Here is a 22905-nt window from a genome sequence, read left to right as displayed (position 1 = left end):
TGGCTGCGCTGGGGCAGGGCTCAGTACTTCCGCAGAAATACGGGATCCTGTCCGCGCCATTCCCGGCGCAGGACGTCGGCCACAGCCCGATGCAGGGACGCGATGTCCTCGGTGGAACCGGCCAGAGAACGGATACACACGCACCGCACCCCCTGAACTGCACCCGTATCGACCCGGGTAATGCCCGAATGGGTCCGTGAGGCGTCTACCAGTTCGGTCAGCCGCTCATAGCTGACCGCGTCCAGACGGCGATCCGCAATCAACAGCTGACCGGTGTGGCTGTTGCCCTCCATGAGACCCATGCCGGTCACGTCCTCGTGCTCACCGGGTCGGATCCGCAATTGATCTACCACCAGGCGGCGCGCGCGGGCGACAGTGGTGTGAGGTTCTTCCCGGGGGGCGAGTACCCGGACCTCTGTGCGCATTCGCAGCTCGTCGTAGGCAAAGGACTTCCCGGAGGGGGACCACCCGGGGGTGACGACCTCGGCGAGCAACAGTGAGGCGGTGGAGTCCATCTCCACGAGAGTCTTCTGGAGGTAGGAACCACCGCGATAGACGATCAGCTGGTCCGGGATGTACTCGAGCACGCTACCCGGCCCCAGCCGCACGTTCAGGTGCTGAGAGGCCGGGCCCTGCGGAGTGCGATAAACCTTGGTCGCGGACTGCGTGGTCAGGGCCAAAGACGCACCTTCTGCGAGCTCCACGTCCATCAGGTAGGTGTCAGCCCCGAAGTACGCACCCCCCGGGTTGATCACCGTGTAGGTGACCTGCCCGGAATCGTCCAGGTAATGCGGACGCATGATCCGCAGCGCGCCTTCGTGAAATTGCCTGGCCGCATAGGAGCGGCCTTCCCTGGTCGTCACGGACAGACGCAACTGGCCGGTCCACGCCGAACGGGGCGGTGTCGTCTCGGAACGGGGGCTCCCCGCGGCGGGGGCCTGGGGCGAGGTCGTAGCGGACCCGATAGCGGTCTCAGACAAGGTCGAGCAATAGGACGTCGTGGCGGAGCCAGTCCTGGACCTTCTCCAGGCCCTCATCGGTCCGGAGGTTGGTGAAGGCGAAGGGCTTGTCCTTGCGGAAAACCTTGGAGTCCTTTTCCATGATGCTGAGATCCGCGCCCACGTACGGGGCTAGGTCCGTCTTGTTGATGATGAACAGGTCCGACTTGATCATGCCCTGACCGGCCTTGCGCGGGATCTTCTCCCCCTGGGCCACGTCGATCACGTAGATCGAGAAGTCCACCAGCTCGGGGCTGAAGGTCGCGGACAGGTTGTCTCCACCGGATTCCACGAAGATCACCTGTAGGTCCGGGAATTTCTTCTTCAGATCCTCGATCGCGGCTTCGTTCATGGACGTGTCCTCGCGAATCGCGGTGTGCGGGCAGCCGCCGGTCTCCAGCCCGACGATCCGGTCTTCGGGCAGCACTGAGTTGCGGGCCAGGATCTTGGCGTCCTCAATGGTGTAGATGTCATTGGTGATGGCGGCCATCGAGATGTCTTTGCTCATGGCACGCGTCAATCGCTCGATGAGTTGGGTCTTGCCCGCCCCGACGGGGCCTCCGATGCCGATGATGACGGGATCCATAATGTTCTCCTGCGATTCTGTATCTGCTTGGTATTTCTGGTACACCGCGTTCAACTCATGAAGAGCCGGGCACGTTGCCTTTCGTGGTTCATCTGCGCGATCTCCAGGCCCGGGGCCAACGAGCCCAGGACCTCCTCGGCCAGCCCCTTTTCGGCCAGTTCCCGAGAGGTTTCGACGCCGCGTATCACCCAGTCCTGGGCCTTGCGGATCACTCCTTGACCGCTGTTCTGCCCCAGTGGGATACCGCGTACCGCGTTCTGGGTCAACGAGATCACCGTGGCGTACAGGTGGGATGCCACCGCGGTCTCCTCCGCGACGCCGAGGTTCCGGGCGAGCACTCCCCAGACCGTGGCTTGGTGGGCATGCAAGTGCTCGTCGGCCACGCCCTGTCGGTACCGTTCCACCCAGTCGCCGGGGTATGAGGCCGCCCCGATACTCAGCAGGCGCTTGCCCATCGTCATCCCGCCTTCGCGGATCTGTCGGGGCAGGGCCTGTACCGTGACCAGTTCGTCCAGGTCCTCGATCTGTTCGAAACTCGTGGCCATGTAGACCAGCCGGATCGCCAGGGCGTCGGTGTAGGTCAGCTGCTGCTCCACGAACATCTCCAGCCAGGTGGAGAAGGACTGTTCGTCCTTCACCCACTCAGCGTGCATGTACGTCTCGAAACCCAAGGAGTGGCTGAACGCCCCAGTGGGTAAGGCCGAGTCCGTGAGCTGCATGAGGCCCAGGATGCTGGGCATACTTGATTCCGGCACGGTCTAGTGCGTGTGCTCGGAATGGCGGAACGGCACGGGCATTACGCGTTCCTGACGGGAGTACGGGACCCCGTGATGGTCCAGGAAGTCCTGGACCGTGTGGTCGTACTGAACCACCATCACCTCGGCCTCGTACTCGCTGTCCTTCCCGAAGAACTGGGCCTGCAGGTGCCGATTACCCAGGCTGTGAGCCACGAATGCCATGTCCTGGATGCTATGGGCGGTGATCACCAATACATCGGTGGGCAGCACCTGGACCACAACGGCGTTGCCCTGTTCTCCGGAGTCATCAATCATCACGATGTCCCCGTCCTTGAGGTCCGGCGCCTGGGCCGGCAGACGTAGGCCGAGTTCGTGGCCGTGATCGGTGTGCAGCCGTTGGATGCGCTTGACCAGATCGGCGCTGGAGAGGGTCACCTTTTCCACGTGTCGTCCGGCCAGCAGCGTTTGGTCGGACGGGACGTGGACGTTGCCCAGAATCTTGGTGACGATCACGAAAACCTCCCTTTCTGAAGTCCTGTCCTTGATGGGGACGGTTGGGGTTCTTGAGCTCCCGGTGCGGCTCGTTGTCGCTAGAACAGGAAGTAACGCTGAGTCAGCGGCAGGTGCTCTTGCGGTTCGCAGGTCACGAGTTCACCGTCCACCCGGACCTCGTAGGTCTCGGGGTCCACGCGCAACTGGGGGGTCTCACCATTGAACTTCAGGTCTGACTTCTTCAGGTTCCGGATGTCCCGGCAGGCCCGGACCACCTTGTCCAGCTTCAGCAGGCGGGGTACGCCCGCGCGGATCGAGGCCTTGGACATGAAGGTGATCGAGCTGCCCGCCACGGCCTTACCGTACGCACCAAAGGCCTTGCGGTACCACCGAGGCTGCGGCGTGGGAATGGAGGCGTTGGGGTCTCCCACGATCCCGTGGACCATCTGCCCGCCCTTGATGATCAGTTCGGGCTTCACACCGAAGAACTTGGGCTCCCACAGGATCAGATCCGCGAACTTTCCCTCTTCCACCGAACCGACCGCGTGGGAGATGCCCTGGGCGATCGCCGGGTTGATCGTGTACTTGGAAATGAACCGCTTGATGCGGTAATTGTCCCCGGTCTTCCCCTCGTCCTCGGGCAGCTTGCCGCGCTGACGCTTCATGGAATCGGCCACCTGCCAGGTGCGCAAGATGACTTCTCCCACCCGTCCCATGGCCTGGGAGTCCGAGGAAGTCATTGAGAAGATCCCCATGTCCTGCAGCACGTCCTCGGCCGCAATGGTTTCCTTGCGGATGCGGGAGTCGGCGAATGCCACGTCCTCCGGGATGTCCGGGTTCAGGTGGTGACAGACCATGAGCATGTCCAGGTGCTCTTCGATGGTGTTGCGCGTGTAGGGGAGAGTCGGGTTGGTCGAAGCGGGCAGGATGTTGGGGTCCTGGGCCAGTTCGATGATGTCCGGTGCGTGACCGCCGCCGGCGCCCTCGGTATGGAAGGTGTGGATCACGCGGCCAGCGATCGCCGCGCGCGTGTCCTCCACGAACCCGGCCTCGTTGAGGGTGTCGGTGTGGATTGCAACCTGCACGTCGTACTCGTCAGCGACCTGGAGGGAGGTGTTGATGGACGAGGGGGTGGCCCCCCAATCTTCGTGGATCTTCAGCCCGATGGCCCCAGCCCGGATCTGCTCGGCCATCGGGGAGATCGAGGAGCCGTGGCCCTTGCCGAGAATCCCGAAGTTCATGGGGAATTCCTCGAAGGAGCGGAGCATGTTGTGGATGTTCCACTCGCCGGGTGTGATGGTAGTTGCCTTGCTGGACTCGCTGGGCCCGGTGCCACCGCCGATCATCGTGGTGATCCCGGAGACCAATGCGGTTTCGATCTGGTCCGGGCTGATGAAGTGGATGTGGGTGTCGATCCCGCCCGCGGTGAGGATCTTGCCTTCGCCCGCGATCACGTCCGTGGCCACTCCGATGACGATGTCCACCCCATTCATGATGTGGGGGTTTCCGGCCTTGCCGATCTTGAGGATGTGACCGTCACGCACGGCCACGTCCGCTTTGTAGATCCCAGTCCAGTCGATGATGATCACGTTGGTGATCACCAGGTCGGGAATGCCCACGTCGCGCACCAGCTGCCCGTTCTGGCCCATGCCGTCCCGAACCACTTTCCCGCCACCGAAGACTGCTTCCTCGCCCGGTGTGGTGAGGTCCTTCTCGATCTCGGCGAAGAGTTCGGTGTCCGCCAAGCGCACGGCGTCACCAGTGGTGGGCCCGTAAAGGCTCGAGTACTGCTCTCGGCTCAATTCAAAACTCATGCTTGCCCTCTTGTCTGGCGTCGTGTCGTGGAAAGGCCGCGTTCAGCGGGTCTCGTTGGAGAAGTTGTCACGTTGATGGAGCGGCTGGGGCGCGTCGCCGGCGGCGGATTCGTGGCGCGGCGAGTTCTCGTGTGAGCTGCCGCCGTCGAACGGTGTGGCTGCGCGGGCGTCCAGCGGACCGTCCACGAGGTCGCGGAAACCGAAGGCCATGCGGTCGCCTCCCAGGGGAATCAGCTTGACGGTGGTGGAATCCCCCGGCTCCAGGCGCACGGCGGTCCCGGCGGGGATGTCCAGGCGGTGGCCCAGGGCCTTTTCGCGATCGAATTCCAGGGCGCGATTGGCCTCGGCGAAGTGAAAGTGGGAGCCCACCTGCACGGGGCGGTCACCACGGTTGAGGACCTCGAGGCTGATGGCCTCGCGTCCCTCATTGCACACGACGGGGTCCTTGGCCAGGATGTACTCTCCGGGGTTCATGATTCTTCCTCGCTTCATCTCAACGGATGGGGTGGTGCACGGTCACGAGTTTGGTGCCGTCCGGGAAGGTGGCCTCCACCTGGACATCCGGGATCATCTCAGCAATACCCTCCCCGACATCGTCCTTGGTCAGGATCGTGCTTCCCCAGCTCATGAGGTCTGCCACCGTACGGCCGTCCCGGGCCCCCTCCAGGAGTTCGTAGGTGATGATGGCGATGGCTTCCGGGTAGTTGAGCTTGAGGCCGCGAGCTTGCCGTCTGCGGGCCAGGTCAGCGGCAACCACCACCAGGAGTTTTTCTTGATCTTTGGGCTGCAAATGCATGCTCGGTCCCTTCTCGCAGTTGGTCCCGTCTTTGCCTGTGGTCCATTGCCGTTGGTTGCCCACCTGGTAGATCGGGAAGAAGGATAGCGTACCTCACTAAATTTGCTCCCCAAGGAGACTTTCAGAAGAACAGCATATGAATGTTCGGCCTGACCAGGCAGGAGATGACCCTGGCGGAGCGGTCCACCGCGAAATCCCGCACCACCGGAAACGCGGATGCCCGGAACGGCTGTATTCGGACGCGAGCCCCGTCCGAGAACGAGCGCAGGTGCTGGCGACACATGGGCGCGCTCAGCATCGGAAGTCTGGCGCGCTGTATCCACGTGCGCCCTCATGAGTGACAATGGGTGATATGAGTGCCGAACACACCGCGCCCGAAGGATCCGAGCGCGCCTCGGACACGAACCACTGCCCGGTCACCGGGCGCACCGACAGTCAGGACCCGGACCAGCGAAAAGCTACCGACGGTGAATGGGACACCCACGTTCCCCTTGAGCGTGTGGGGGACACCTGGCGCATCACGTCACTGGAGCTGGCGCGTCAGGTGCTGCGCAGCCAGGGAACGTTGCAGGCCGGTTTCCGCGCCGAACAAGCGCGGGCGGGGCTGCGCAAAGCCCGCATCCCGGTGCTGTTCGCGGACGGCCCCGAGCATCGCGAACAACGCTCCAAGATCGCGCGCTTCTTCGCTCCGACCACCGTGGACACCACTTATCGAGAGCTGATGGACCGGTACGCCAGGGAGGCCATGGCCGAGTTGGACCGCACCGGTTCGTTGGATCTGAGCGAGGCGACCATGGGGTACTCCGTGCGGGTGGCCGCCCACATCGTGGGCCTTGAGGGTAGCGACCCCGACGCCATGGGCAAGCGCCTCATGAAACTGTTCGGCGACCACGGCGATCCCACCGAGGCGCCCCGCACGCCCTGGCGCAGGGCATGGTTTGCCATCCGCTCGGTGATCGGCAACCTGCCGGTGGCCACCTTCACGTGGCGCGATGTCCGCCCGGCGGTCAGAGCTCGCAAGAGGCGGCGCAGAGCAGACGTGATTTCGCACCTGCTCGATCAGCAGTACACCCTGACCGAGATCGCCACCGAGTGCCTCACCTACGCGGCGGCGGGCATGATCACCACGCGCGAGTTCATCGCGATGGCCGCGTGGCACCTGCTGGACAACCGACAGCTACTGGAGCGGTACAAGGTGGCCGGCCAGGGTGAGCGGTACGCGATCCTGTACGACATTCTGCGCCTGGAACCCGTGGTGGGTTTGCTTTATCGGCGCGCCGCCCAGGACATCGAACTCGAGCACCGCGGTCAGCACCACAAGATTCCCGCCGGTGACTTGATCACGATGTCCATCAAGGACACCAACGTGGACACCGAGGTCTTCGACACGCCCCGGGAAGTCTGTCCCGGACGCGACATTGCGCGCGGGGTTCGTCCCGAGGGCGCGGCATTCGGCGACGGCGCTCACCGGTGCCCCGGCCACTTCGTGGCCATCCAGGAATCGGACGTGTTCCTGCGGGAACTGTTCGAGCGAGACGTCATACAACTGACCACGCCCGAACTGTTCACGGACCCGTTGATTGCCGCTTACCGCGTGGAAGGATTGCGCGTGGGATACGCTGCAGCCGGTCAGAGCGGTGTGCTGAAATAGGGGCATGAAGAAGTACTCCTCCTACACGCAGAGCGGCACCGGCCGGCCCGTGGAGGAGTTCACCGCATCCAAGACCCTTCAGGGGTTCTTGAACAACGCGATTGAGCGCGCCGAGCAGGTCAATCCGCGGTTCGCGCAGCTGTGGCGGGAAATCGCCCGCGTGGCCAACGGCGGCAAGGGCGTGCGTCCGCAATTGCTGCACATGGCCGCCCACTCGTATCCGGCCCGGCCTGTGCACCCGGTGATCAATGCCGCGGGGGCGGGGTTCGAGCTGCTGCACACCGCTCTGCTCATCCACGACGACGTGATCGACCAGGACGAGCTACGCCGCCACCAACTCACGATCAACGCGGCGGCCGAACGTCGTGCCGCAACCCGCATGGCGGTGGGTGACCGAGCGGCGTCGGCGGTGGAAACGGAACACACGAAACAGTACGGCCGCAGCGTGGGGATCCTGGCCGGGGACCTCGCGCTCACGGGCGCGTATCGGCTGATCGCCACGTCCCACGCGCCGGAATCGCGGCTGCTGCGACTGCTCGCGATCCTGGACGAAGCGGTGTTCCGCTCGGCGGCCGGCGAGTTCCTGGACGTGGAGCACGCGCTGCCGGGGGTGACCGTGTCCAACGAGGAGATCTTGCTGGCCACCCGGCTGAAGACGTCCGCGTATTCCTTCGAGGCACCGCTGACCGCGGGAGCCGTGCTGGGTGGGGCTCCCGTGGCGGACGTCAACGTGCTCGGTGATGTCGGGCGGGCCATGGGTACGGCCTACCAGCTCGCGGACGATGTCCTGGGCGTTTTCGGGGACCCGGAACGGACCGGCAAGTCGGCTCAATCTGATCTGCGCGAGGGCAAGCGGACCATGCTCATTTCCTTGGCCGAGCACGGGCCGTACGGGCCCAAGCTGCGGGAGATCCTGGACCGGGTCGCGGTAGGCGGTCTCAGCGACGGGGACGCCCACGCGGCCAAGGACCTGCTGGAACGCTGCGGCGCGCGCGCCGGCGTGGAGCGGATGGCCGAGCAGGCCGCCCAGCGGGCCAAGAACCTGCTGGAGGACTCGCAGCTACCGGCCGCACTGGTGGCGCAACTGACGGAGGCCACGGACGCTATTATGCGGCGGACCCGGTAGGCCCACCGCACAATGCGTTGCGTCCGCAGGAATTTGACCAGTTACATCCGCAGGAACGCGCTGGTCGGGTCCTCCACGGCGTCGGCGATGAACCGCAGGAAGCCGCCCGCGGAACCGCCGTCGCACACGCGGTGGTCGAAGGCCAGGGTCAGGGTGGTGACCTTGCGGACCGCGAGTTCACCGTTGACCACCCACGGCTTGTCGATGATGCGCCCGATGCCCAGGATGCCCACCTCGGGGTGGTTGATGATGGGTGTGGCGCCGTCCGTGCCGAACACACCGTAGTTGTTGAGCGTGAATGTGCTCCCGGACAGTTCCGACGGGCTCGCCTTGCCGGAACGGGCCACCTCGATGACCTCGCGCATCCGCTGGTTGAGTTCCACGGTGGTGAGCTGGTCCGCGTTGCGCAGGTTCGGTACCAGCAGCCCGCGCTCGGATTCCACGGCCAGGCCCAAATTAACGCCGGTGAACCGCGCTATCGACCGGGTGCCGTCCTCGTGCGTTTCCCATCGCGAGCACAGTTGCGGGTAGGCGCGCAGCCCGGCCAGCGTGAAGCGGGCCAGGAGCGCCAGCAGACTTGGCGCGTTCTCCGGGTCCTTCGCCTTGTAACTTGCGCGCAGGTTCAGCAGCTCGGTCGCGTCCACGTCCACCCAAATGGTGGCCTCGGGGATCTCGGTGCGCGAGCGCGTCATTGCGTCGGAAATCGCCTTGCGCACTCCCTTGACGGGCTCACGCTGCGCCACGGCCAGGCCGGTTCGCGGGTCCACGTCCTGCGCGCCGACGTTCGACGACGCCGCCGCGCCCGCAGCCGGTGCCGCGCCGCCCCTGGTGGGAAGCGAATGGCCGGGGTCGGACGCGTTGGCGGGCCACGGTACGGGAGCCGCCGGAGCGGTCGGAACCGGGGGAGCGGGCGGTGGCGTGGCAAGACCGGTGGGCGCGGGTCCCGCGGAATCCGAGCGGCGCCTTTGATCGTCCACCTGGTCCAGGGCGGACCTGATGTCCTGGCGCATGATCAACCCGCCCGGGCCGGTGCCGGTGAGCGAGGTGATGTCCACGCCGTGCTCCTTAGCGAGCTTGCGCACCAGCGGCGAGATGACCGTGGGGGCCATCCTCGGTGCGGCGGTGAGCGCGTCGTGGGTGTGGGAGGCGGCACCGGCCTGGCCGGTCGCGGACCCGCCGGAGGTGCGCGCGGGCTTGCCGCGGCGGCGTCGGCGGGAGGAACCTCCGGACGTGGTGCCGTACCCGATCAGCACGTTGCCGGAGGACTCATCGGAACTGTCATCAGCGGATTCCTCGGCCGTCGGCTGGGTGCCCGCGCGCTCTTCCTCGCGGTAGCCGGCGCCCTGGGTGGGCTCGGGGGAATCGGCAGTGCCGGCGGGTGAGGCCTCCGCCGCGGGCGCCGGGGCACCCTCCGAGGCCGGGGGTTCGGCGCCGTCGGAGACCGCGATCAGCGCCTGGCCCACCGTGAGCGTCTCGCCCTCGGCACCGTGCAGTTTGTGAACGGTGCCCTCGAACGGGCTGGGGATCTCCACCGCTGACTTGGCGGTTTCGACCTCCACAATGGGCTGGTCCATGGCCACGGTGTCACCCTCGGCGACCAGCCAATGCAGGATGTCCGCCTCGGTGAGACCTTCGCCCAGATCGGGCAGGTGAAACACATTGATACTCACGGGTCAGTCCTCCCACTGCAGTTCGTCCAGGGTGTCGAGGATCCGCTCGACACTGGGAATGTGATGGTGCTCGAAGGCCGGCGAGGGGTAGGGGATGTCGAATCCCGTCACCCGCAGCACCGGCGCGGCCAGCGAATGGAAGCAGCGCTGCTGGGTGCGCGCCACGATCTCCGAGGCCACGGACGCGAACCCCTGCGCCTCGGCAACCACTACGGCGCGGCCGGTCTTGCGCACGGAGGCGGCGACCGTCTCGTCGTCGTAGGGAACGATGGTGCCCAGGTCGATGACCTCCACGTTCAGACCGTCCCGGGCGGCTTCTTCCGCCGCGGACAAGCACACGGGGACGGACGGGCCGTAACTGATCAGGGTTGCGTCCGTACCTTCCCGGGCGACGACGGCGTGCCCCTCGCGTTGTGCAGCGGTGCCGTTCGCGTACTGCTCGCGCAGCTCGTCCAGGTCGATTTGGGCGGTGGACCAGTACAGCCGCTTGGGCTCGAAGAACACCACCGGGTCCGGGGAATCAATGGCCTCGCGCAACATCAGGTAGGCGTCCGTGACGGAGGCCGGGGTGAAGACCTTCAGGCCCGGGGTGTGGGCGTAGTAGGACTCCGAGGAGTCACAGTGGTGTTCCACGCCGCCCACGCCGCCGCCGTAGGGGATGCGGATGACCAGTTGCATGCCCAGTTTGCCGCGGGTGCGGTTGTGCATCTTGGCCACGTGCGAGGCGATCTGCTCGAACGCGGGGTATGCGAAGGCGTCGAACTGCATCTCGACCACCGGGCGCATGCCGTTCATGGCCATGCCCACGGCGGTGCCGATAATCCCGGACTCCGCCAGGGGGGTGTCAAAGCAACGCTCACGACCGAACGTGGCGGTCAGGCCGTCGGTGATGCGGAAGACACCACCGAGGGTGCCCACGTCCTCACCGAAGACCAACACGCTCGGATCGGCTTCCAGGGCGTCCGCGAGGGCGGTGTTCAGCGCCTTGGCAAAGCTGATTTTCGAAACGCTCATCATGCCTCCTCTCGGGACAGTTCGTCGGCCAGCAGGTCTGCCTGCTCGCGCAACTGGGGGGTGGGTTCGCTGTACACGTGGCGGAACAAGTCCTGGGGATCCAGTTCCGGCTTGCCGGCCATGGCTTCGCGCAGGCGCTTGGCCATGTCCTCGGCGTGCGCGGAGATCCGCTCCGAGGTGGCGTCGCCCAGGGCGTCCTGATCCGTGAGGTAGCGCTGCATCCGCGTGATCGGGTCCTTGGCCACCCATTCGGAGACCTCGTCGCGCTCGCGGTACCGGGTGTCGTCATCCGCGTTGGTGTGCGCTTGCATGCGGTAGGTCATGGCTTCCACCAGCAGCGGGCCCTTGCCCTGCCGGCACAGCTCCACGCCACGGCCGAGCACGGACAGCAGGGCCGCCAGGTCGTTGCCGTCCACGCGCTCGCCGGCCATGCCGTAGCCGACCGCCTTGTGCGCCAAGGTGGGAGCGTGAGTCTGGGAGGACAGCGGCACGGAAATCGCGTAGCCATTGTTCTGCACCAGGAACAGCACCGGCAGCTGGAACACCGCGGCGAAGTTGAGGGCCTCGTGGAAGTCGCCCTCGGAGGTGGCCCCGTCACCGCACATGGCCAGCGTGACGGTGTCCTCGCCGCGCAGCTTGGCCGCGTGGGCCACACCCACCGCGTGCAGCAGCTGCGTGGTGAGCGGGGTCGCTTGAATGCTGACCTTGTACTCACGGGGGTCAAAGCCGCCGTGCCAGTCACCGCGGAACGTGCTCATGACCTCGAGCGGGTCCACGCCGCGGGACATCACCGCCACGGAATCGCGGTAGGTGGGGAACAGCCAGTCGTTGTCACCCAGGCACATGGCCGCTGCGACCTGGCAGGCTTCCTGGCCGTGGCTGGAGGGGTAGACGGCCATGCGGCCCTGGCGGACCAGCGCCATGTTCTGGTCATTGATGCGCCTGCCCACCACGAGCTTCTCGTACGCCTTGAGCAATTGCTCGGTGGAGGGCACGGGGTACTCGTGTCCCGGTTCGGGACCCTGTTCACTGTCCGGAACGGGCTGACCGTCCGGGGCCAGCAGCTGGATCTCGTTGGCCGCCGGAAGCATGTAGGCCTCCGGGGTGATGCCAAAGTTCTTGGACGCCTCCACCGCGGGGATCACGGGAGTGGAGTTCTCGGAGGCGGGATCGCCGCCGGGTGAAGTGGGCTCGCTCATGGCCGACCCCTTCCATGGTTGGTTCAGACGTTTCGTGATCCAAGTATGGGAACTGGCGGCCTGTTGTCTCCCCAATTCCGAGATACACTGGACGAAAGTGCGCTTCAGAGGCTCATCGTGGACAATATGATCTGATGTGATGCACGTCATGACGGTTTGTCAGATGACTCATTGACCCCGTCGGTCCTCGGCCGGTGGGCGGGGTGGGCGTGGCGGAGGCCGGCGGCGTCGTCGGTGATGTGAACGGAGAACGAGGAACGAGATGGCGGAGAAGCGGCGGGCGGATCTGGACGATACGGATCGGCGGATCCTGGACGAATTGACGCGGGACGCGCGGCAGTCGGTGACGGCGCTGGCGAGCAGGGTGCATATTTCGCGTGCGCACGCCTACGAACGGATCAAGAAGCTCCACGATCAGGGCGTGATTCTGCGGTACACGGCGGTGATTGATCCGGTACGGGCGGGACTGGATGCGTCCGCGTACGTGACCGTGCGGCTGAAGCAGAACACGTGGCCGTCGCTGTGCGCCAAGCTGCGGAAAATATCTCAGGTGCAGCACGTGGCGCTGGTGGGCGGCACGTTCGACGTGATGTTGCTGGTGAGGGCCAGTAGCACCACGGAACTGCGCGACGTGATTTTCGAGATGATCCAACCCATGCCCGAGGTGGTGGACACCCAGACCTTCCTTATTTTCGAGGACGTGGATGCGCGGGGGTGAGCCGCGAGTAGGCCGGGCCGTGGGGCTCCCGGCCGGCGCTCGGGGACGCTCAGTTGTCGGTGGAAACGGCGGCCTTATCCCGGCTCGACTTCCGGCGCCACACCGCGATTGCGGCGAGTACGAGCGCAACCGCCAGGAACGGCAGACCCCGCCGCCAGACCTCGCCCTCGACCTGTGTCATCAGCAGCAGGCACGAGACGATCCCACCAATGGGCAGGAAGACGGGCACGCGGAAGTGGCGGTGGTCCGCGCGGTCCCGGCGCAGTACCAGCACCGAGGCATTGACCGCGAGGAACACGACCAACAGCAGCAGCACCATGGCCCCGGCCAGCACTTCGATGGTTCCGGTCAGTGCCAGCAGCACCGACAGGGCGGTGGTCACCACGATCGCGACCCAGGGGGTGCGTCGGCGCGGCAACAGCCGGGTGAGGGCCGAGGGCAACAGCCCGTCGACCGCCATCCCGTAGGCGAGGCGAGAGGACATGATCCCGGTGAGCAGGGCGCCGTTGGCGACGGCGACCAGCGCGATGGCGCTGAACACGATCGGCGGGACGATCCCGGCCGCGGAGATCACCTGGGCAAGCGGGGCGCTGGAGCCGGCGAGCTCCTCGGTGGGCACCACTGCCGATGCGGCCGCCCCCACCAGGGCGTAGATGACACCGGCGACGATCAGCGCACCGAACAGGGCGCGCGGGTAGGAGCGAGCCGGGTCCTTGGTCTCCTCGGCGAGATTAGCGCTGGTCTCGAACCCCGCGTACGAGTAAAAGGCGAGAACGCTGCCGGCCAGCACCGCGGCGATCGGTCCGTTCTCCGGGGTGCCGAGTTCCGTGAGCCGCCCCAGATCGGCCTCCCCTCGGATCACCACCAGGGCACCGAGGGCGATCACCAGCAACAACCCGGACACCTCGATAATTGTCGCCACGCGGTTGGCGCCCAGGGACTCGGAGATGCCGCGGGTATTCAGGGCCGCCAGCAAGCCCAGGAACAACACCACCACCAGGATCGTGGGCAGTTCGACGAACACGGCCAGGTAGTCCCCGGCGAAACCGAGCGACAACGCGCCCACGGAGACGATGCCCGCGGACAGCATGCAGAAGCCCACCAGGAAACCGACGAACGGTCCGAAGGCGCGGGTCGCGTAGTGCGAGGACCCTCCGGCCCTGGGGTACTTGGTGGCGAGTTCGGCGTACGAACCGGCGGTCAGCAGGGCCAGCAGCAGTGCGACCAGCAGGGGAACCCACAAGGCACCCCCGGAGATCTTGGCGATCTCCCCGGCCAGGACGTAGACGCCCGCCCCGAGCACGTCTCCGAGGATGAACAGGAACAACCCACCGGTGGTGACGGTGCGGGCCAGGGACGGGGAGCGAGTGGGTGACGAACCGGCGGCATGATTCATGACACGACAATAGGTCGCCGCCGCACGGACGGCACGCATTGGATACGCACAGCTTTACAGCCGTCCCCTTCCCGGCGCCGCGGATTCGCTCCGCGTACAGTGATTCAAAAACCACGGGTGCCGCCCGCCATCGAGGCGCCGCCCATGTCAGGAGCTGCAACATGAGTGAGACCACACGATTGGCACTGGTCACCGGTGCCACCGGATATATCGGCGGCAACGTAGCCCAGAAACTGCTGGAGCAAGGGTGGCGGGTACGCCTGCTCAGCCGCAGCGCGGACAAGGTCCGTCACCTGTCCTGGGGTGATCGTGTGGTGGCCGATGGCCACAAGGCAGGACCCGGTGAGGCGGAAGTCATTGAGGGTGACGCCTCCAACGCCCAGGACATCGCCCGCGCCATGGAGGATGTAGAGGTCGCCTGGTACCTGCTGCACTCCATGGGAAACACAGAGAACTTCGTGGAAGAAGAAAAGTCCATGGCGGACACCTTCGCCACGGCCGCACGCAACGCGCACGTGAAGAGGATCGTCTACCTCGGCGGACTCCACCCCGCGGATACCGCCACGGAAGACCTGTCCGACCACCTGCGGTCCCGCGTGGAGGTGGGCCAGGTGCTGATGGCTTCCGGCGTTCCCACCGCGGCACTGCAAACCGGTGTGGTGATCGGGGACGGGTCCTCGTCCTTCACCATGATTCGGCACTTGTCCGAGCGGCTTCCCGGTGCCATTGCCCCCAAGTGGGTGCGCAACCACATCCACCCGATTGCCGTGGCGGACGTGATGCACTACCTGGTGGGGGCCGCGGACCTACCCGAGGACGTGAACCGCACCTTTGACGTGGGCGGGCCCGAGCCCCTCGAGTACGCGGACATGCTCAAGGAGTACGCGAATGCGTTGGACAAGATCCCGCGCTTCTTCCTCATTGCACCGGTGACCACCGCGGAACTGGCAGCGTACTGGATCGGTTTGGTCACCCCGGTGAAGTCGACTCTGGTGCGCCCGCTTATCGGTAGCCTCCAGCACGACACCGTGGTGCGCGAGCGCGACCTGGACGATTATGTCGGCCCGCCGCCGGGTGGCTACACCTCGTTCCGGGACGCGGTGCGCGCCGCGGTCAAGAACCTGGACACTACCCGGTGGAACAAGATTTTCTGGGCGACCACCGCGGGAGTGACCGCGACCGCCGTCGTTGGATCGCTGGCGACCAAACCGAACTCGACCTGGTACAAAACCCTGAAGAAACCCGCTTTCCAGCCGCCCGCCTGGCTGTTCCCCGTGGCCTGGACGGCCCTCTACGCGGATATCGCCGCGATCGGCTCCCTGACGATTGCGGATCTGGGCGAGCAGGGGCGCACCAAGGAAAAACGCGGATACATTGCTGCGCTCGCGACCAACCTGGTGCTCAATGCCGGGTGGAGCATTTTGTTCTTCGACCGCCGGAAGCTGGGCCCCGCCGCCGTAGAATCAATAGCGCTGGCCGCGAGCACGGCGGACCTGGTGCGCAGATCTGGCAAGGTGTCCAAGGAAAAGGCAGTGGTACTCGCACCGTACGCCGGGTGGACCGCGTTCGCCGCGGTGCTCACGGGGACCATTCGGGCCTTGAACCCGCGTCGGGACTGACGCTCGGTCTCCCGCGGTCCGGCACCACAGAGACCCGACCATAACCCTTGTGAAAGGCAACACCGTGAGGGATTCAAAAGCAGTCTCCGCCGATGACCTGCCGGTATTGCCCGGAGGGGCTTCTCGCAGGGCCGTCGTGGCCACGGCGGTGCTGGCGGGGGCCGTCCTCGCGTGGTCCCTGCGCATCCAGGCGGGGGATCCGTGGTTTTATCCGGCCACGTTCATCCTGGCCGCCATCTACATGGTGGGTAGTTCCGTGGCGGTGCGGATGGTGGGCAGCAGGTTTCGATGGCACGCGTCCCGGCGTGGAGTTCGCGACGCCGTGGTGGGCGGGGTGCTCTTGGCCCTCCTGTTCTTCGCGGGCGCTTTCCTCGTGCGCTACGTTCCCTTTCTCCGCGATCCGGTGGATGAACTCCTGGACTACGCACGCGTGGGCAGTCTGGCGTTGGTTCTGCTCGTCACCGCGGTCAACGGTGTCGCGGAGGAGATGTTTTACAGGGCTGCGCTGTGGAGGATCCTGAAGCCGGGCTACCGGATCCTGGTGACCACGGTGCTGTACACCGCCGTCACCGCCTTGGCCGGTGTGCCGCTCCTGGCCTTCGCGGCCGCCGCCATGGGTGTGATGGTGGCCGTGCTGCGCGAGCGGACCCAGTCGCTGACCCCGCCGATCATCGCCCACCTCATTTGGTCACTGAGCATGCTCTTGGTGTTGCCGTGGGTGGTGTAGGTGGTCGGGCCTTTGGCTCACGCCGCGCGCTTCCGTATTAGCGTCGTACCCAGCCCATAGGATCGATGCCATGGTGACAGGAACATTGAAAAGCAAGATTGACCGGGTGTGGGATGCGTTCTGGTCAGGTGGCATCTCCAACCCGCTGGAAGTGATCGAGCAGATCACGTACTTGCTGTTCATCCGTCGCCTCGACGATCTCCACACTCTGGAGGAGAAGAAGGCCCGTTTCAACGGCAGTGGGGAAATCGCTAACCCTCGATTCCTGCCCGGGCAGGAACGTTTACGTTGGAGTCATTTCAAGAATCTGGACCCGGACGAGATGTACCGGGTGGTTAGCACCGAGGTGTTCCCGTTCATCCAGCGCCTGGGGCAGCAACCCAACGGTGAAAACTCCACGTATTCGGACCACATGAGGGATGCCCGCTTCACCATCCCCACAGCCTCCTTGCTGAGCAAGGTCGTGGAAATGGTCAACGACATTCCCATGGACAGCCGGGACACCAACGGCGACATCTACGAGTACATGCTCTCCAAGATCGCCTCCGCCGGGACCAACGGCCAGTTCCGCACGCCGCGCCACATCATCCAGCTCATGGTGGACATGTGGGCCCCGCAGCCCGACGACGAGATCTGCGACCCGGCCTGTGGCACCGCGGGGTTCTTGGTCGCGGCCTCGGAGTACGTTCGCGAGCACCACCCCTCGGCGCTCACCGACACCGAGCAGCGCCGGCATTTCCACCAGAACATGTTCCACGGTTACGACTTCGATTCCACCATGCTGCGCATCGGCAGCATGAACATGTTGCTCCACGGCATCGAAGCGCCTGACATCCGTTACCGTGACTCCCTCTCGGAAGGGGCGTCCGGCGACACTGAGAAGTACTCCCTGATCCTCGCCAACCCACCATTCGCTGGCTCGCTCGACTACGAATCCACAGCCAAGGACCTGCAGCGCACGGTCAAGACGAAAAAGACCGAATTGTTGTTTCTTGCGCTGTTTCTCAAGCTGCTCGCGTCCGGCGGCCGCGCGGCCGTGATCGTTCCCGACGGCGTTCTGTTCGGTTCCTCGACCGCCCACAAGTCTCTGCGACGCACCCTGGTCGAGGATCAAAAGCTCGACGCCGTGGTGAAACTGCCGTCCGGGGTCTTCAAGCCCTACGCCGGGGTCTCCACGGCCATCCTGCTGTTCACCAAGACCGACTCCGGCGGAACCGACGACGTCTGGTTCTACGACGTTCAGGCGGACGGCTTCTCGCTGGACGACAAGCGCAACCCCGTCGAGGCCAATGATCTGCCGGACGTGCTGGAGCGGTGGCAGAACCGCACCACGACCGAGCGGGACCGAACACGAACCGAGAAGTCCTTCTGCGTCCCCAAGGATGAGATCGTCGCCCAGGCCTACGACCTCTCCCTGAACCGGTACAAGGAGATCGAGTACGAAGAGGTGGAACACCGCTCACCCCTGGAAATCATCGCGGACATCGAACTGCTGGAGCGGGAGATTTTCGAGGGCCTGAGCGAGCTGAAGGGGATGCTGTCGTGAGTATGGTTCCCCTTTCGGAAGTAGTAACTCTCGACCGCAAGGGAGTGCATCCCTCTGAAGTTTCGCCAGAAACTCCATACATTGGGTTGGAGCATATTGAACGAGGCGGACGGATACTGCCACACCCGCAGGTCGGAGACATTGACCTCAAGAGCTCAAAGTTTTATTTTTTTCCGGAACATATCCTCTACGGCAAGTTGCGCCCAAATCTTGGCAAGATCAGTCGTCCCGATTTCGCGGGTATATGCAGCACGGATATTCTTCCGTTGCGCCCCCATGCGGAACTTGATCGCGGTTATCTCGCCCATTATCTTTCTCAACCTGAGATGATTCGATATGCAACGTCTCGCACCACGGGAGTCAATCTTCCACGGCTCAGCCCCTCCTCGCTGGCCAAGTTCCCCATCCCCCTCCCCCCACTCGGCGAGCAGCGGCGGATCGCGGCGATCCTCGACCAGGCCGACGCAATCCGCGTCAAGCGCAGAAAACAGATTGAGAAATCCGATCTCCTTTTGCGGTCGATTTTCATCTCCATGTTTAGTGACTCTCGAAACCCCCTAGTTTCAGCAGGCTCTCTCTTCCATAGTTTTCGGAATGGAATATCACCGTCAAAAACCGGACATGTCAAATTTAAAGTTCTCACGTTGTCAGCGATAACCCGGGGATATTTTGAGGGATCCGCAGTCAAACTAGGCCTATTTGAGAATCCACCAGTCCAAGATAAAACCGTTAATGTTTCCGACTTTTTGATTTGCCGGGGTAATGGCAATAAATCACTCGTGGGTGCAGGTGCGTTCCCAACCTGCAGTCTCGACGACACAGTATTTCCGGACACTATGATTGCCGGTGATGTCGATGATCGGCAGGTCGACAGAATATTTCTCGATGTAGCCTGGAAGCAGAGAATGGTGCGTGATCAGATCGAATCACTGGCTCGTACCACGAATGGTACATACAAAATAAACCAGAAAACTCTCGCTAGCGTAAGAATTTCGCTACCCATGATGGAACAACAACAAAGTTTTTCACGCGCGGCCCGAAAAATTTACCTGAGTCGCGAGAGCATGGTTGCGGCCCTCGACCGCGACGACGAGCTCTTCGCCTCCCTGCAGTCCCGAGCGTTCAGGGGTGAGCTGTGATGGGGAACTTCGCGTTCATCAAGACGGAGTGTTCGGAGATCCATCAGGACTGCGCGCAGGCGGAGTCCTACATGGCGTCGGATCCGCGGTCGGCGTGCTTCTACGCGCGCCGGGCGGTCGAACTGCTGGTGCGCCATCTTTACGAGCTCATCCCGCTGCCCGCACCGTACAAGACCGATCTCGCGGCGCTCACCAACGACGCACAGTTCACGGCAACCGTGGGCGGCGGGATCCAGCAGAAGCTGAACCTCCTGCGCCGGGTGGGCAACACGGCGGTGCATGACAGCCGCCCCATCCCGGCCCGCACGGCGGTCGACGTGCTCCGGCAGCTCTACGACGTCATTATCTGGGCCGCCTTCAATTACTCCACCCGGCCCGAGTCAGTCCCCACCGGCTCCCAGTTCGATCCGGCCCTGGCCGCGAAGTCCGCGCCTCTCACCCACGACCAGGTGCTGGACCTGGCGCGGAAGTTCAAGGAGCAGGACGAGGCCCTCGCCGGCGAGCGCGCCGCGTCCGAGGCCAGGGAGGCGGCGTACGAGGAAGAGAACGCGCGGCTGCGGGAACAGGTCCGGCAGGCGCAGGCCGCCAAGACCGCCGTGGACACCCATGACTACTCCGAGGCGGAAACCCGGGACCTCTTCATCGACGTCCTGCTCCGCGAGGCCGGGTGGACATTGTCGGAGAAACGCGACCGCGAGTACCCCGTTTCGGGTCTCCCCGGTGGCGGCAGGGGTTTCGTCGACTACGTCCTGTGGGGCTCGGACGGCCTGCCGCTCGCGGTGGTGGAGGCGAAACGAACGCGCAAGAGCGCCGTCGCCGGCCAGGAACAAGCCAAGCAGTACGCGGATGCTCTTGAGCGGGAGACTGATCGGCGCCCCGTCATCTTTTACACCAATGGCTATGAGCACTGGCTGTGGGACGACGCCGCGGGCTACCCGCCGCGCGAGGTCCGGGGGTTCTACACTCGCGACGAACTGGAGCTGCTGATCCAGCGGCGGGCCACGCGCCGTTCGCTGTCGGACTTTCCCGTCAGCTCCGAGATCGCCGGTCGTTTTTATCAGACCCGCGCTATCAGGGCCATCGACGACGTGTTCGATAAGAAGCAGCGCGAGGCCCTGCTGGTCATGGCAACGGGCACAGGTAAGACCCGCACGGTGATCTCCCTGGTCGATCAGCTATCCAAAGCGGGGTGGGTCAAGCGCGTGTTGTTCCTGGCCGACCGCACGGCCCTGGTCACGCAGGCGGCGAACGCCTTCAGGGAGCATCTACCTTCCGCGCCGCTGGTCAAACTCACGGAAGACAAATCCGGCGAGGGCCGCGTGTTCTTCTCGACATACCCGACCATGCTGAATCTCATCAACGCGGTGGACGTGGCATCGGGTCGGAAGTATGGGCCGGGGTTCTTCGATCTCGTGGTGATCGACGAGGCCCACCGTTCCGTTTTTGCCAAGTACCGGGCGATCTTCGAGTACTTCGACTCGCTGCTGGTCGGCTTGACCGCCACACCCAAGGACGAGGTGGACCACAATACGTACCGCCTGTTCAACCTGGAGGACGGTGTGCCCACCGACGCCTACAGCCTGGAGGAGGCGATCAGCCACGTCCCGCCGTACCTGGTTCCCCCCAGGGGCGTGTCCGTGGGGACCAAGTTTCTCCGCCAGGGCATCAAGTACAGCGACCTCTCGTCAGACGAGAAAGATCAGTGGGACGCCCTTGATTGGGGAGAGGATGATACGCCCGACGAAGTCGGAGCACAGGAGTTGAACCGGTTCCTGTTCAACGAGGACACCACGGACAAAGTCCTCGCAACGCTCATGAGCGAAGGCCATAAGGTCGCGGGCGGAGACCGGCTGGGCAAGACCATCATTTTCGCCAAGAACCAGAAGCACGCGGAGTTCATCGAGAAGCGTTTCAACGCGGGGTGGCCCGAATACGGCGGGCGATTCGCCCGCGTGATCACCCATGAGGTGTCACGAGCGCAGGATCTCATCGACGACTTCTCGATCAAGGACAAGGCCCCGCACATCGCGATCAGTGTGGACATGCTCGACACCGGTATCGACGTGCCCGAGGTCGTGAACCTCGTGTTCTTCAAGACGGTGTTCTCCAAGTCCAAGTTCTGGCAGATGATCGGCCGTGGTACTCGGCTGTGCCCCGGCCTCTACGGCCCGGGCCAGGACAAGGAAAACTTCTACGTCTTCGACTTCTGCAGCAACCTCGAGTACTTCCAGCAAGACCTCCCTACCGTGGAAGGTTCCACCCAGAAGTCGCTGTCGCAGCGGATCTTTGAACAGCGTGTGGGTCTGGTCACCGCGCTGGACGAGCGCGGCACGGATGCGAAACTGCGGGCGTCTACGGCGTGGTCGTTGTTCGAGTACGTCAGCGGCATGAGTATGGACAATGTGCTGGTGCGGCAGCACCGGCGAGCCGTTGAGCACTTCGCCGACCAGGGCGCCTGGGAGCGCTTGGACTCCGACGCCGCCCAGGAGGCCTTCTCGCTCGCAGGCCTTCCCAGCGCGGCGAAGGACCCGGACGAACAGGCCAAGCGGTTCGATCTGCTGATTCTCAAACGCCAGCTCGCGCAACTCGAGGGCGACGCCGCGACGGCCGAGCGGACTCGGGAGGCGGTCCAGGACATAGCCGGAGCACTGCTGAGCAAGCTCACCATTCCGTCCGTGGTGGAGCAGAAGGAACTACTGGAAGCGGTCGCAACAGAGGAATGGTGGGTTGACGTCACCCTGGAGTTATTGGAGCGGGTTCGGCTACGGGTGCGCGGCCTGGTGCAGTTCGTGGAGAGGACCGGGCAGCACCCGGTTTACACGGATTTCGAGGACACCCTGGGGGAGCGGGCGGACGTCGAACTATCCGCCGTCACGCCGGGCACCAACTTCGAACGCTTCCGGGCCAAGGCATCGGCTTATCTGCGCAAACACGAAGACCACGTGGCTCTGCAGAAACTGCGCCGGAACAAGCAGCTCACCGCAGCGGATCTGGAATCGTTGGAGAGGATGCTCGTTGCGGCTGGTGGCGAGGAGCCCGACATTCAACGGGCTTCTGACGAATCGGGTGGGCTGGGCGTATTCATCCGTTCCCTGGTGGGATTGGATCGAGAGGCCGTGGCGGAGACCTTCCGGCAGTTCCTGGACGGTTCCCGGTACTCCGTGGATCAGATGCGGTTCATTCAGCTGATGGTTGATGAACTTACGTCCAACGGTGTCATGGCCCCGTCCCGACTGTTCGAGTCCCCGTACACCGACCGTGCGCCGCACGGGCCGGACATGGTGTTCTCCGACCCGGACCTGACCATCATCGTGGACATCCTGCATGACGTGCGGAACCGTGCCGAGGCAGCCGGCGTGGCCTAACTCCTGGGAAAGGTGTAAGCCACGGAAGTTTCCGGGACGTGGCTGCGTTCGCTTCACACCGGCCCCAATGGCAGTACCTTTCGTGCAGGTCGTTGGTCGCGTTGTTCATGCCTACTCCCGGGATGACGGAAAAGGTGGGGGTGGAGTGGCGAATCGGGGCTGTGAGGCTTGTGGGAGCACTCGGTGGGGTTTCCCTAGCCTGCGCAGAAGCCCGTGGGCGGCGCCGATACTGGAAATCTAATTCACGTGGTGTCGGTGTGCGCTAAGCCAATCAACATGGTGATTGGCATCCAGCAGATCCCAGCCTAAACC

Annotated in this window: 19 protein-coding genes; 8 read left to right on the top strand and 11 right to left on the bottom strand. The window is 64.4% G+C overall.

What is annotated here, in order from left to right; translation table 11 throughout:
* Positions 1-20: 20 nt before the first annotated feature.
* The 7 genes from AC3ENJ_RS09850 to AC3ENJ_RS09820 form a co-directional block, all read right to left on the bottom strand.
* Entirely contained in the window at positions 21-980 is a 960-nt protein-coding gene (locus AC3ENJ_RS09850) for an urease accessory protein UreD (RefSeq protein ID WP_431813900.1), read from the bottom strand.
* A complete protein-coding gene (gene ureG / locus AC3ENJ_RS09845) occupies positions 973-1584 on the bottom strand; it encodes an urease accessory protein UreG (RefSeq protein ID WP_431813899.1) in 612 nt (203 codons plus the stop codon). The genes AC3ENJ_RS09850 and ureG overlap by 8 nt, the downstream gene beginning before the upstream one ends.
* A 50-nt stretch (positions 1585-1634) precedes the next feature.
* Complete coding sequence (locus AC3ENJ_RS09840) at positions 1635-2324, bottom strand: urease accessory protein UreF (RefSeq protein ID WP_223842115.1); 690 nt, start codon at positions 2322-2324, stop codon at positions 1635-1637.
* An 18-nt stretch (positions 2325-2342) separates the two neighbouring features.
* Positions 2343-2834, bottom strand: a complete 492-nt coding sequence (ureE, locus tag AC3ENJ_RS09835; RefSeq protein WP_190807786.1) for an urease accessory protein UreE — start codon at positions 2832-2834, stop codon at positions 2343-2345.
* Between the two features lie 77 nt (positions 2835-2911).
* Entirely contained in the window at positions 2912-4627 is a 1716-nt protein-coding gene (gene ureC, locus AC3ENJ_RS09830; protein ID WP_190807785.1) for an urease subunit alpha, read from the bottom strand.
* Positions 4628-4669: 42 nt separating this feature from the next.
* Positions 4670-5101 (bottom strand): urease subunit beta, encoded by a 432-nt coding sequence (locus AC3ENJ_RS09825; RefSeq protein ID WP_190807784.1) that lies wholly within the window; start codon positions 5099-5101, stop codon positions 4670-4672.
* A gap of 19 nt (positions 5102-5120) precedes the next feature.
* Positions 5121-5423: an urease subunit gamma gene (locus AC3ENJ_RS09820; RefSeq protein ID WP_190807783.1), complete on the bottom strand. Its 303-nt coding sequence runs from the start codon at positions 5421-5423 to the stop codon at positions 5121-5123.
* A 352-nt stretch (positions 5424-5775) separates the two neighbouring features.
* Here AC3ENJ_RS09820 and AC3ENJ_RS09815 point away from each other — a divergent pair, with 352 nt between their 5' ends.
* Both AC3ENJ_RS09815 and AC3ENJ_RS09810 read left to right on the top strand, forming a co-directional pair.
* Positions 5776-7074, top strand: coding sequence for a cytochrome P450 (locus tag AC3ENJ_RS09815; RefSeq protein WP_431813898.1), 1299 nt, complete (start codon positions 5776-5778; stop codon positions 7072-7074).
* Positions 7075-7078: 4 nt separating this feature from the next.
* On the top strand, positions 7079-8200 hold the full coding sequence (locus tag AC3ENJ_RS09810) for a polyprenyl synthetase family protein (protein ID WP_431813897.1): 1122 nt from the start codon (positions 7079-7081) through the stop codon (positions 8198-8200).
* A 41-nt stretch (positions 8201-8241) separates the two neighbouring features.
* Here AC3ENJ_RS09810 and AC3ENJ_RS09805 read toward each other — a convergent pair whose 3' ends face one another.
* From AC3ENJ_RS09805 to pdhA, 3 genes are read right to left on the bottom strand one after another with little or no spacing between them, the layout of a single operon-like run.
* On the bottom strand, positions 8242-9870 hold the full coding sequence (locus AC3ENJ_RS09805) for a dihydrolipoamide acetyltransferase family protein (RefSeq protein ID WP_431813896.1): 1629 nt from the start codon (positions 9868-9870) through the stop codon (positions 8242-8244).
* A 3-nt stretch (positions 9871-9873) separates the two neighbouring features.
* Entirely contained in the window at positions 9874-10884 is a 1011-nt protein-coding gene (locus tag AC3ENJ_RS09800; RefSeq protein WP_431813895.1) for an alpha-ketoacid dehydrogenase subunit beta, read from the bottom strand.
* Positions 10884-12083, bottom strand: coding sequence for a pyruvate dehydrogenase (acetyl-transferring) E1 component subunit alpha (pdhA, locus tag AC3ENJ_RS09795; RefSeq protein WP_431813894.1), 1200 nt, complete (start codon positions 12081-12083; stop codon positions 10884-10886). The genes AC3ENJ_RS09800 and pdhA overlap by 1 nt, the downstream gene beginning before the upstream one ends.
* A gap of 262 nt (positions 12084-12345) precedes the next feature.
* Here pdhA and AC3ENJ_RS09790 point away from each other — a divergent pair, with 262 nt between their 5' ends.
* Positions 12346-12801 (top strand): Lrp/AsnC family transcriptional regulator, encoded by a 456-nt coding sequence (locus tag AC3ENJ_RS09790; protein WP_431813893.1) that lies wholly within the window; start codon positions 12346-12348, stop codon positions 12799-12801.
* Between the two features lie 49 nt (positions 12802-12850).
* Here AC3ENJ_RS09790 and AC3ENJ_RS09785 read toward each other — a convergent pair whose 3' ends face one another.
* A complete protein-coding gene (locus AC3ENJ_RS09785) occupies positions 12851-14197 on the bottom strand; it encodes an APC family permease (protein WP_431813892.1) in 1347 nt (448 codons plus the stop codon).
* Between the two features lie 161 nt (positions 14198-14358).
* Here AC3ENJ_RS09785 and AC3ENJ_RS09780 point away from each other — a divergent pair, with 161 nt between their 5' ends.
* The 5 genes from AC3ENJ_RS09780 (at position 14359) to AC3ENJ_RS09760 (ending at position 22593) form a co-directional block, all read left to right on the top strand.
* Positions 14359-15816: an SDR family NAD(P)-dependent oxidoreductase gene (locus AC3ENJ_RS09780; RefSeq protein WP_431813891.1), complete on the top strand. Its 1458-nt coding sequence runs from the start codon at positions 14359-14361 to the stop codon at positions 15814-15816.
* Between the two features lie 64 nt (positions 15817-15880).
* The gene (locus tag AC3ENJ_RS09775; protein ID WP_320415017.1) at positions 15881-16543 is read left to right on the top strand and encodes a CPBP family glutamic-type intramembrane protease; all 663 of its coding nucleotides are present in this window, start codon (positions 15881-15883) and stop codon (positions 16541-16543) included.
* 85 nt (positions 16544-16628) lie between these two features.
* Positions 16629-18089, top strand: coding sequence for a type I restriction-modification system subunit M (locus AC3ENJ_RS09770; protein ID WP_431813890.1), 1461 nt, complete (start codon positions 16629-16631; stop codon positions 18087-18089).
* 2 nt (positions 18090-18091) lie between these two features.
* The gene (locus tag AC3ENJ_RS09765; RefSeq protein ID WP_431814078.1) at positions 18092-19228 is read left to right on the top strand and encodes a restriction endonuclease subunit S; all 1137 of its coding nucleotides are present in this window, start codon (positions 18092-18094) and stop codon (positions 19226-19228) included.
* Entirely contained in the window at positions 19228-22593 is a 3366-nt protein-coding gene (locus AC3ENJ_RS09760; protein WP_431813889.1) for a DEAD/DEAH box helicase family protein, read from the top strand. The genes AC3ENJ_RS09765 and AC3ENJ_RS09760 overlap by 1 nt, the downstream gene beginning before the upstream one ends.
* Positions 22594-22905: the final 312 nt, after the last annotated feature.

The organism is Kocuria sp. cx-455 (assembly GCF_057707085.1).
This window is presented reverse-complemented; position numbering and strand designations above follow the sequence as displayed.

What these genes read in the sequence shown, in the direction of transcription:
- ureG (WP_431813899.1), bottom strand. Translation starts at nt 1,584, where the DNA reads ATGGATCCCGTCATCATCGGCATCGGAGGCCCCGTCGGGGCGGGCAAG.
- AC3ENJ_RS09840 (WP_223842115.1), bottom strand. Translation starts at nt 2,324, where the DNA reads ATGCCCAGCATCCTGGGCCTCATGCAGCTCACGGACTCGGCCTTACCC.
- ureC (WP_190807785.1), bottom strand. Translation starts at nt 4,627, where the DNA reads ATGAGTTTTGAATTGAGCCGAGAGCAGTACTCGAGCCTTTACGGGCCC.
- AC3ENJ_RS09825 (WP_190807784.1), bottom strand. Translation starts at nt 5,101, where the DNA reads ATGAACCCCGGAGAGTACATCCTGGCCAAGGACCCCGTCGTGTGCAAT.
- AC3ENJ_RS09820 (WP_190807783.1), bottom strand. Translation starts at nt 5,423, where the DNA reads ATGCATTTGCAGCCCAAAGATCAAGAAAAACTCCTGGTGGTGGTTGCC.
- AC3ENJ_RS09815 (WP_431813898.1), top strand. Translation starts at nt 5,776, where the DNA reads ATGAGTGCCGAACACACCGCGCCCGAAGGATCCGAGCGCGCCTCGGAC.
- AC3ENJ_RS09810 (WP_431813897.1), top strand. Translation starts at nt 7,079, where the DNA reads ATGAAGAAGTACTCCTCCTACACGCAGAGCGGCACCGGCCGGCCCGTG.
- AC3ENJ_RS09800 (WP_431813895.1), bottom strand. Translation starts at nt 10,884, where the DNA reads ATGAGCGTTTCGAAAATCAGCTTTGCCAAGGCGCTGAACACCGCCCTC.
- pdhA (WP_431813894.1), bottom strand. Translation starts at nt 12,083, where the DNA reads ATGAGCGAGCCCACTTCACCCGGCGGCGATCCCGCCTCCGAGAACTCC.
- AC3ENJ_RS09790 (WP_431813893.1), top strand. Translation starts at nt 12,346, where the DNA reads ATGGCGGAGAAGCGGCGGGCGGATCTGGACGATACGGATCGGCGGATC.
- AC3ENJ_RS09785 (WP_431813892.1), bottom strand. Translation starts at nt 14,197, where the DNA reads ATGAATCATGCCGCCGGTTCGTCACCCACTCGCTCCCCGTCCCTGGCC.
- AC3ENJ_RS09780 (WP_431813891.1), top strand. Translation starts at nt 14,359, where the DNA reads ATGAGTGAGACCACACGATTGGCACTGGTCACCGGTGCCACCGGATAT.
- AC3ENJ_RS09765 (WP_431814078.1), top strand. Translation starts at nt 18,092, where the DNA reads ATGGTTCCCCTTTCGGAAGTAGTAACTCTCGACCGCAAGGGAGTGCAT.
- AC3ENJ_RS09760 (WP_431813889.1), top strand. Translation starts at nt 19,228, where the DNA reads ATGGGGAACTTCGCGTTCATCAAGACGGAGTGTTCGGAGATCCATCAG.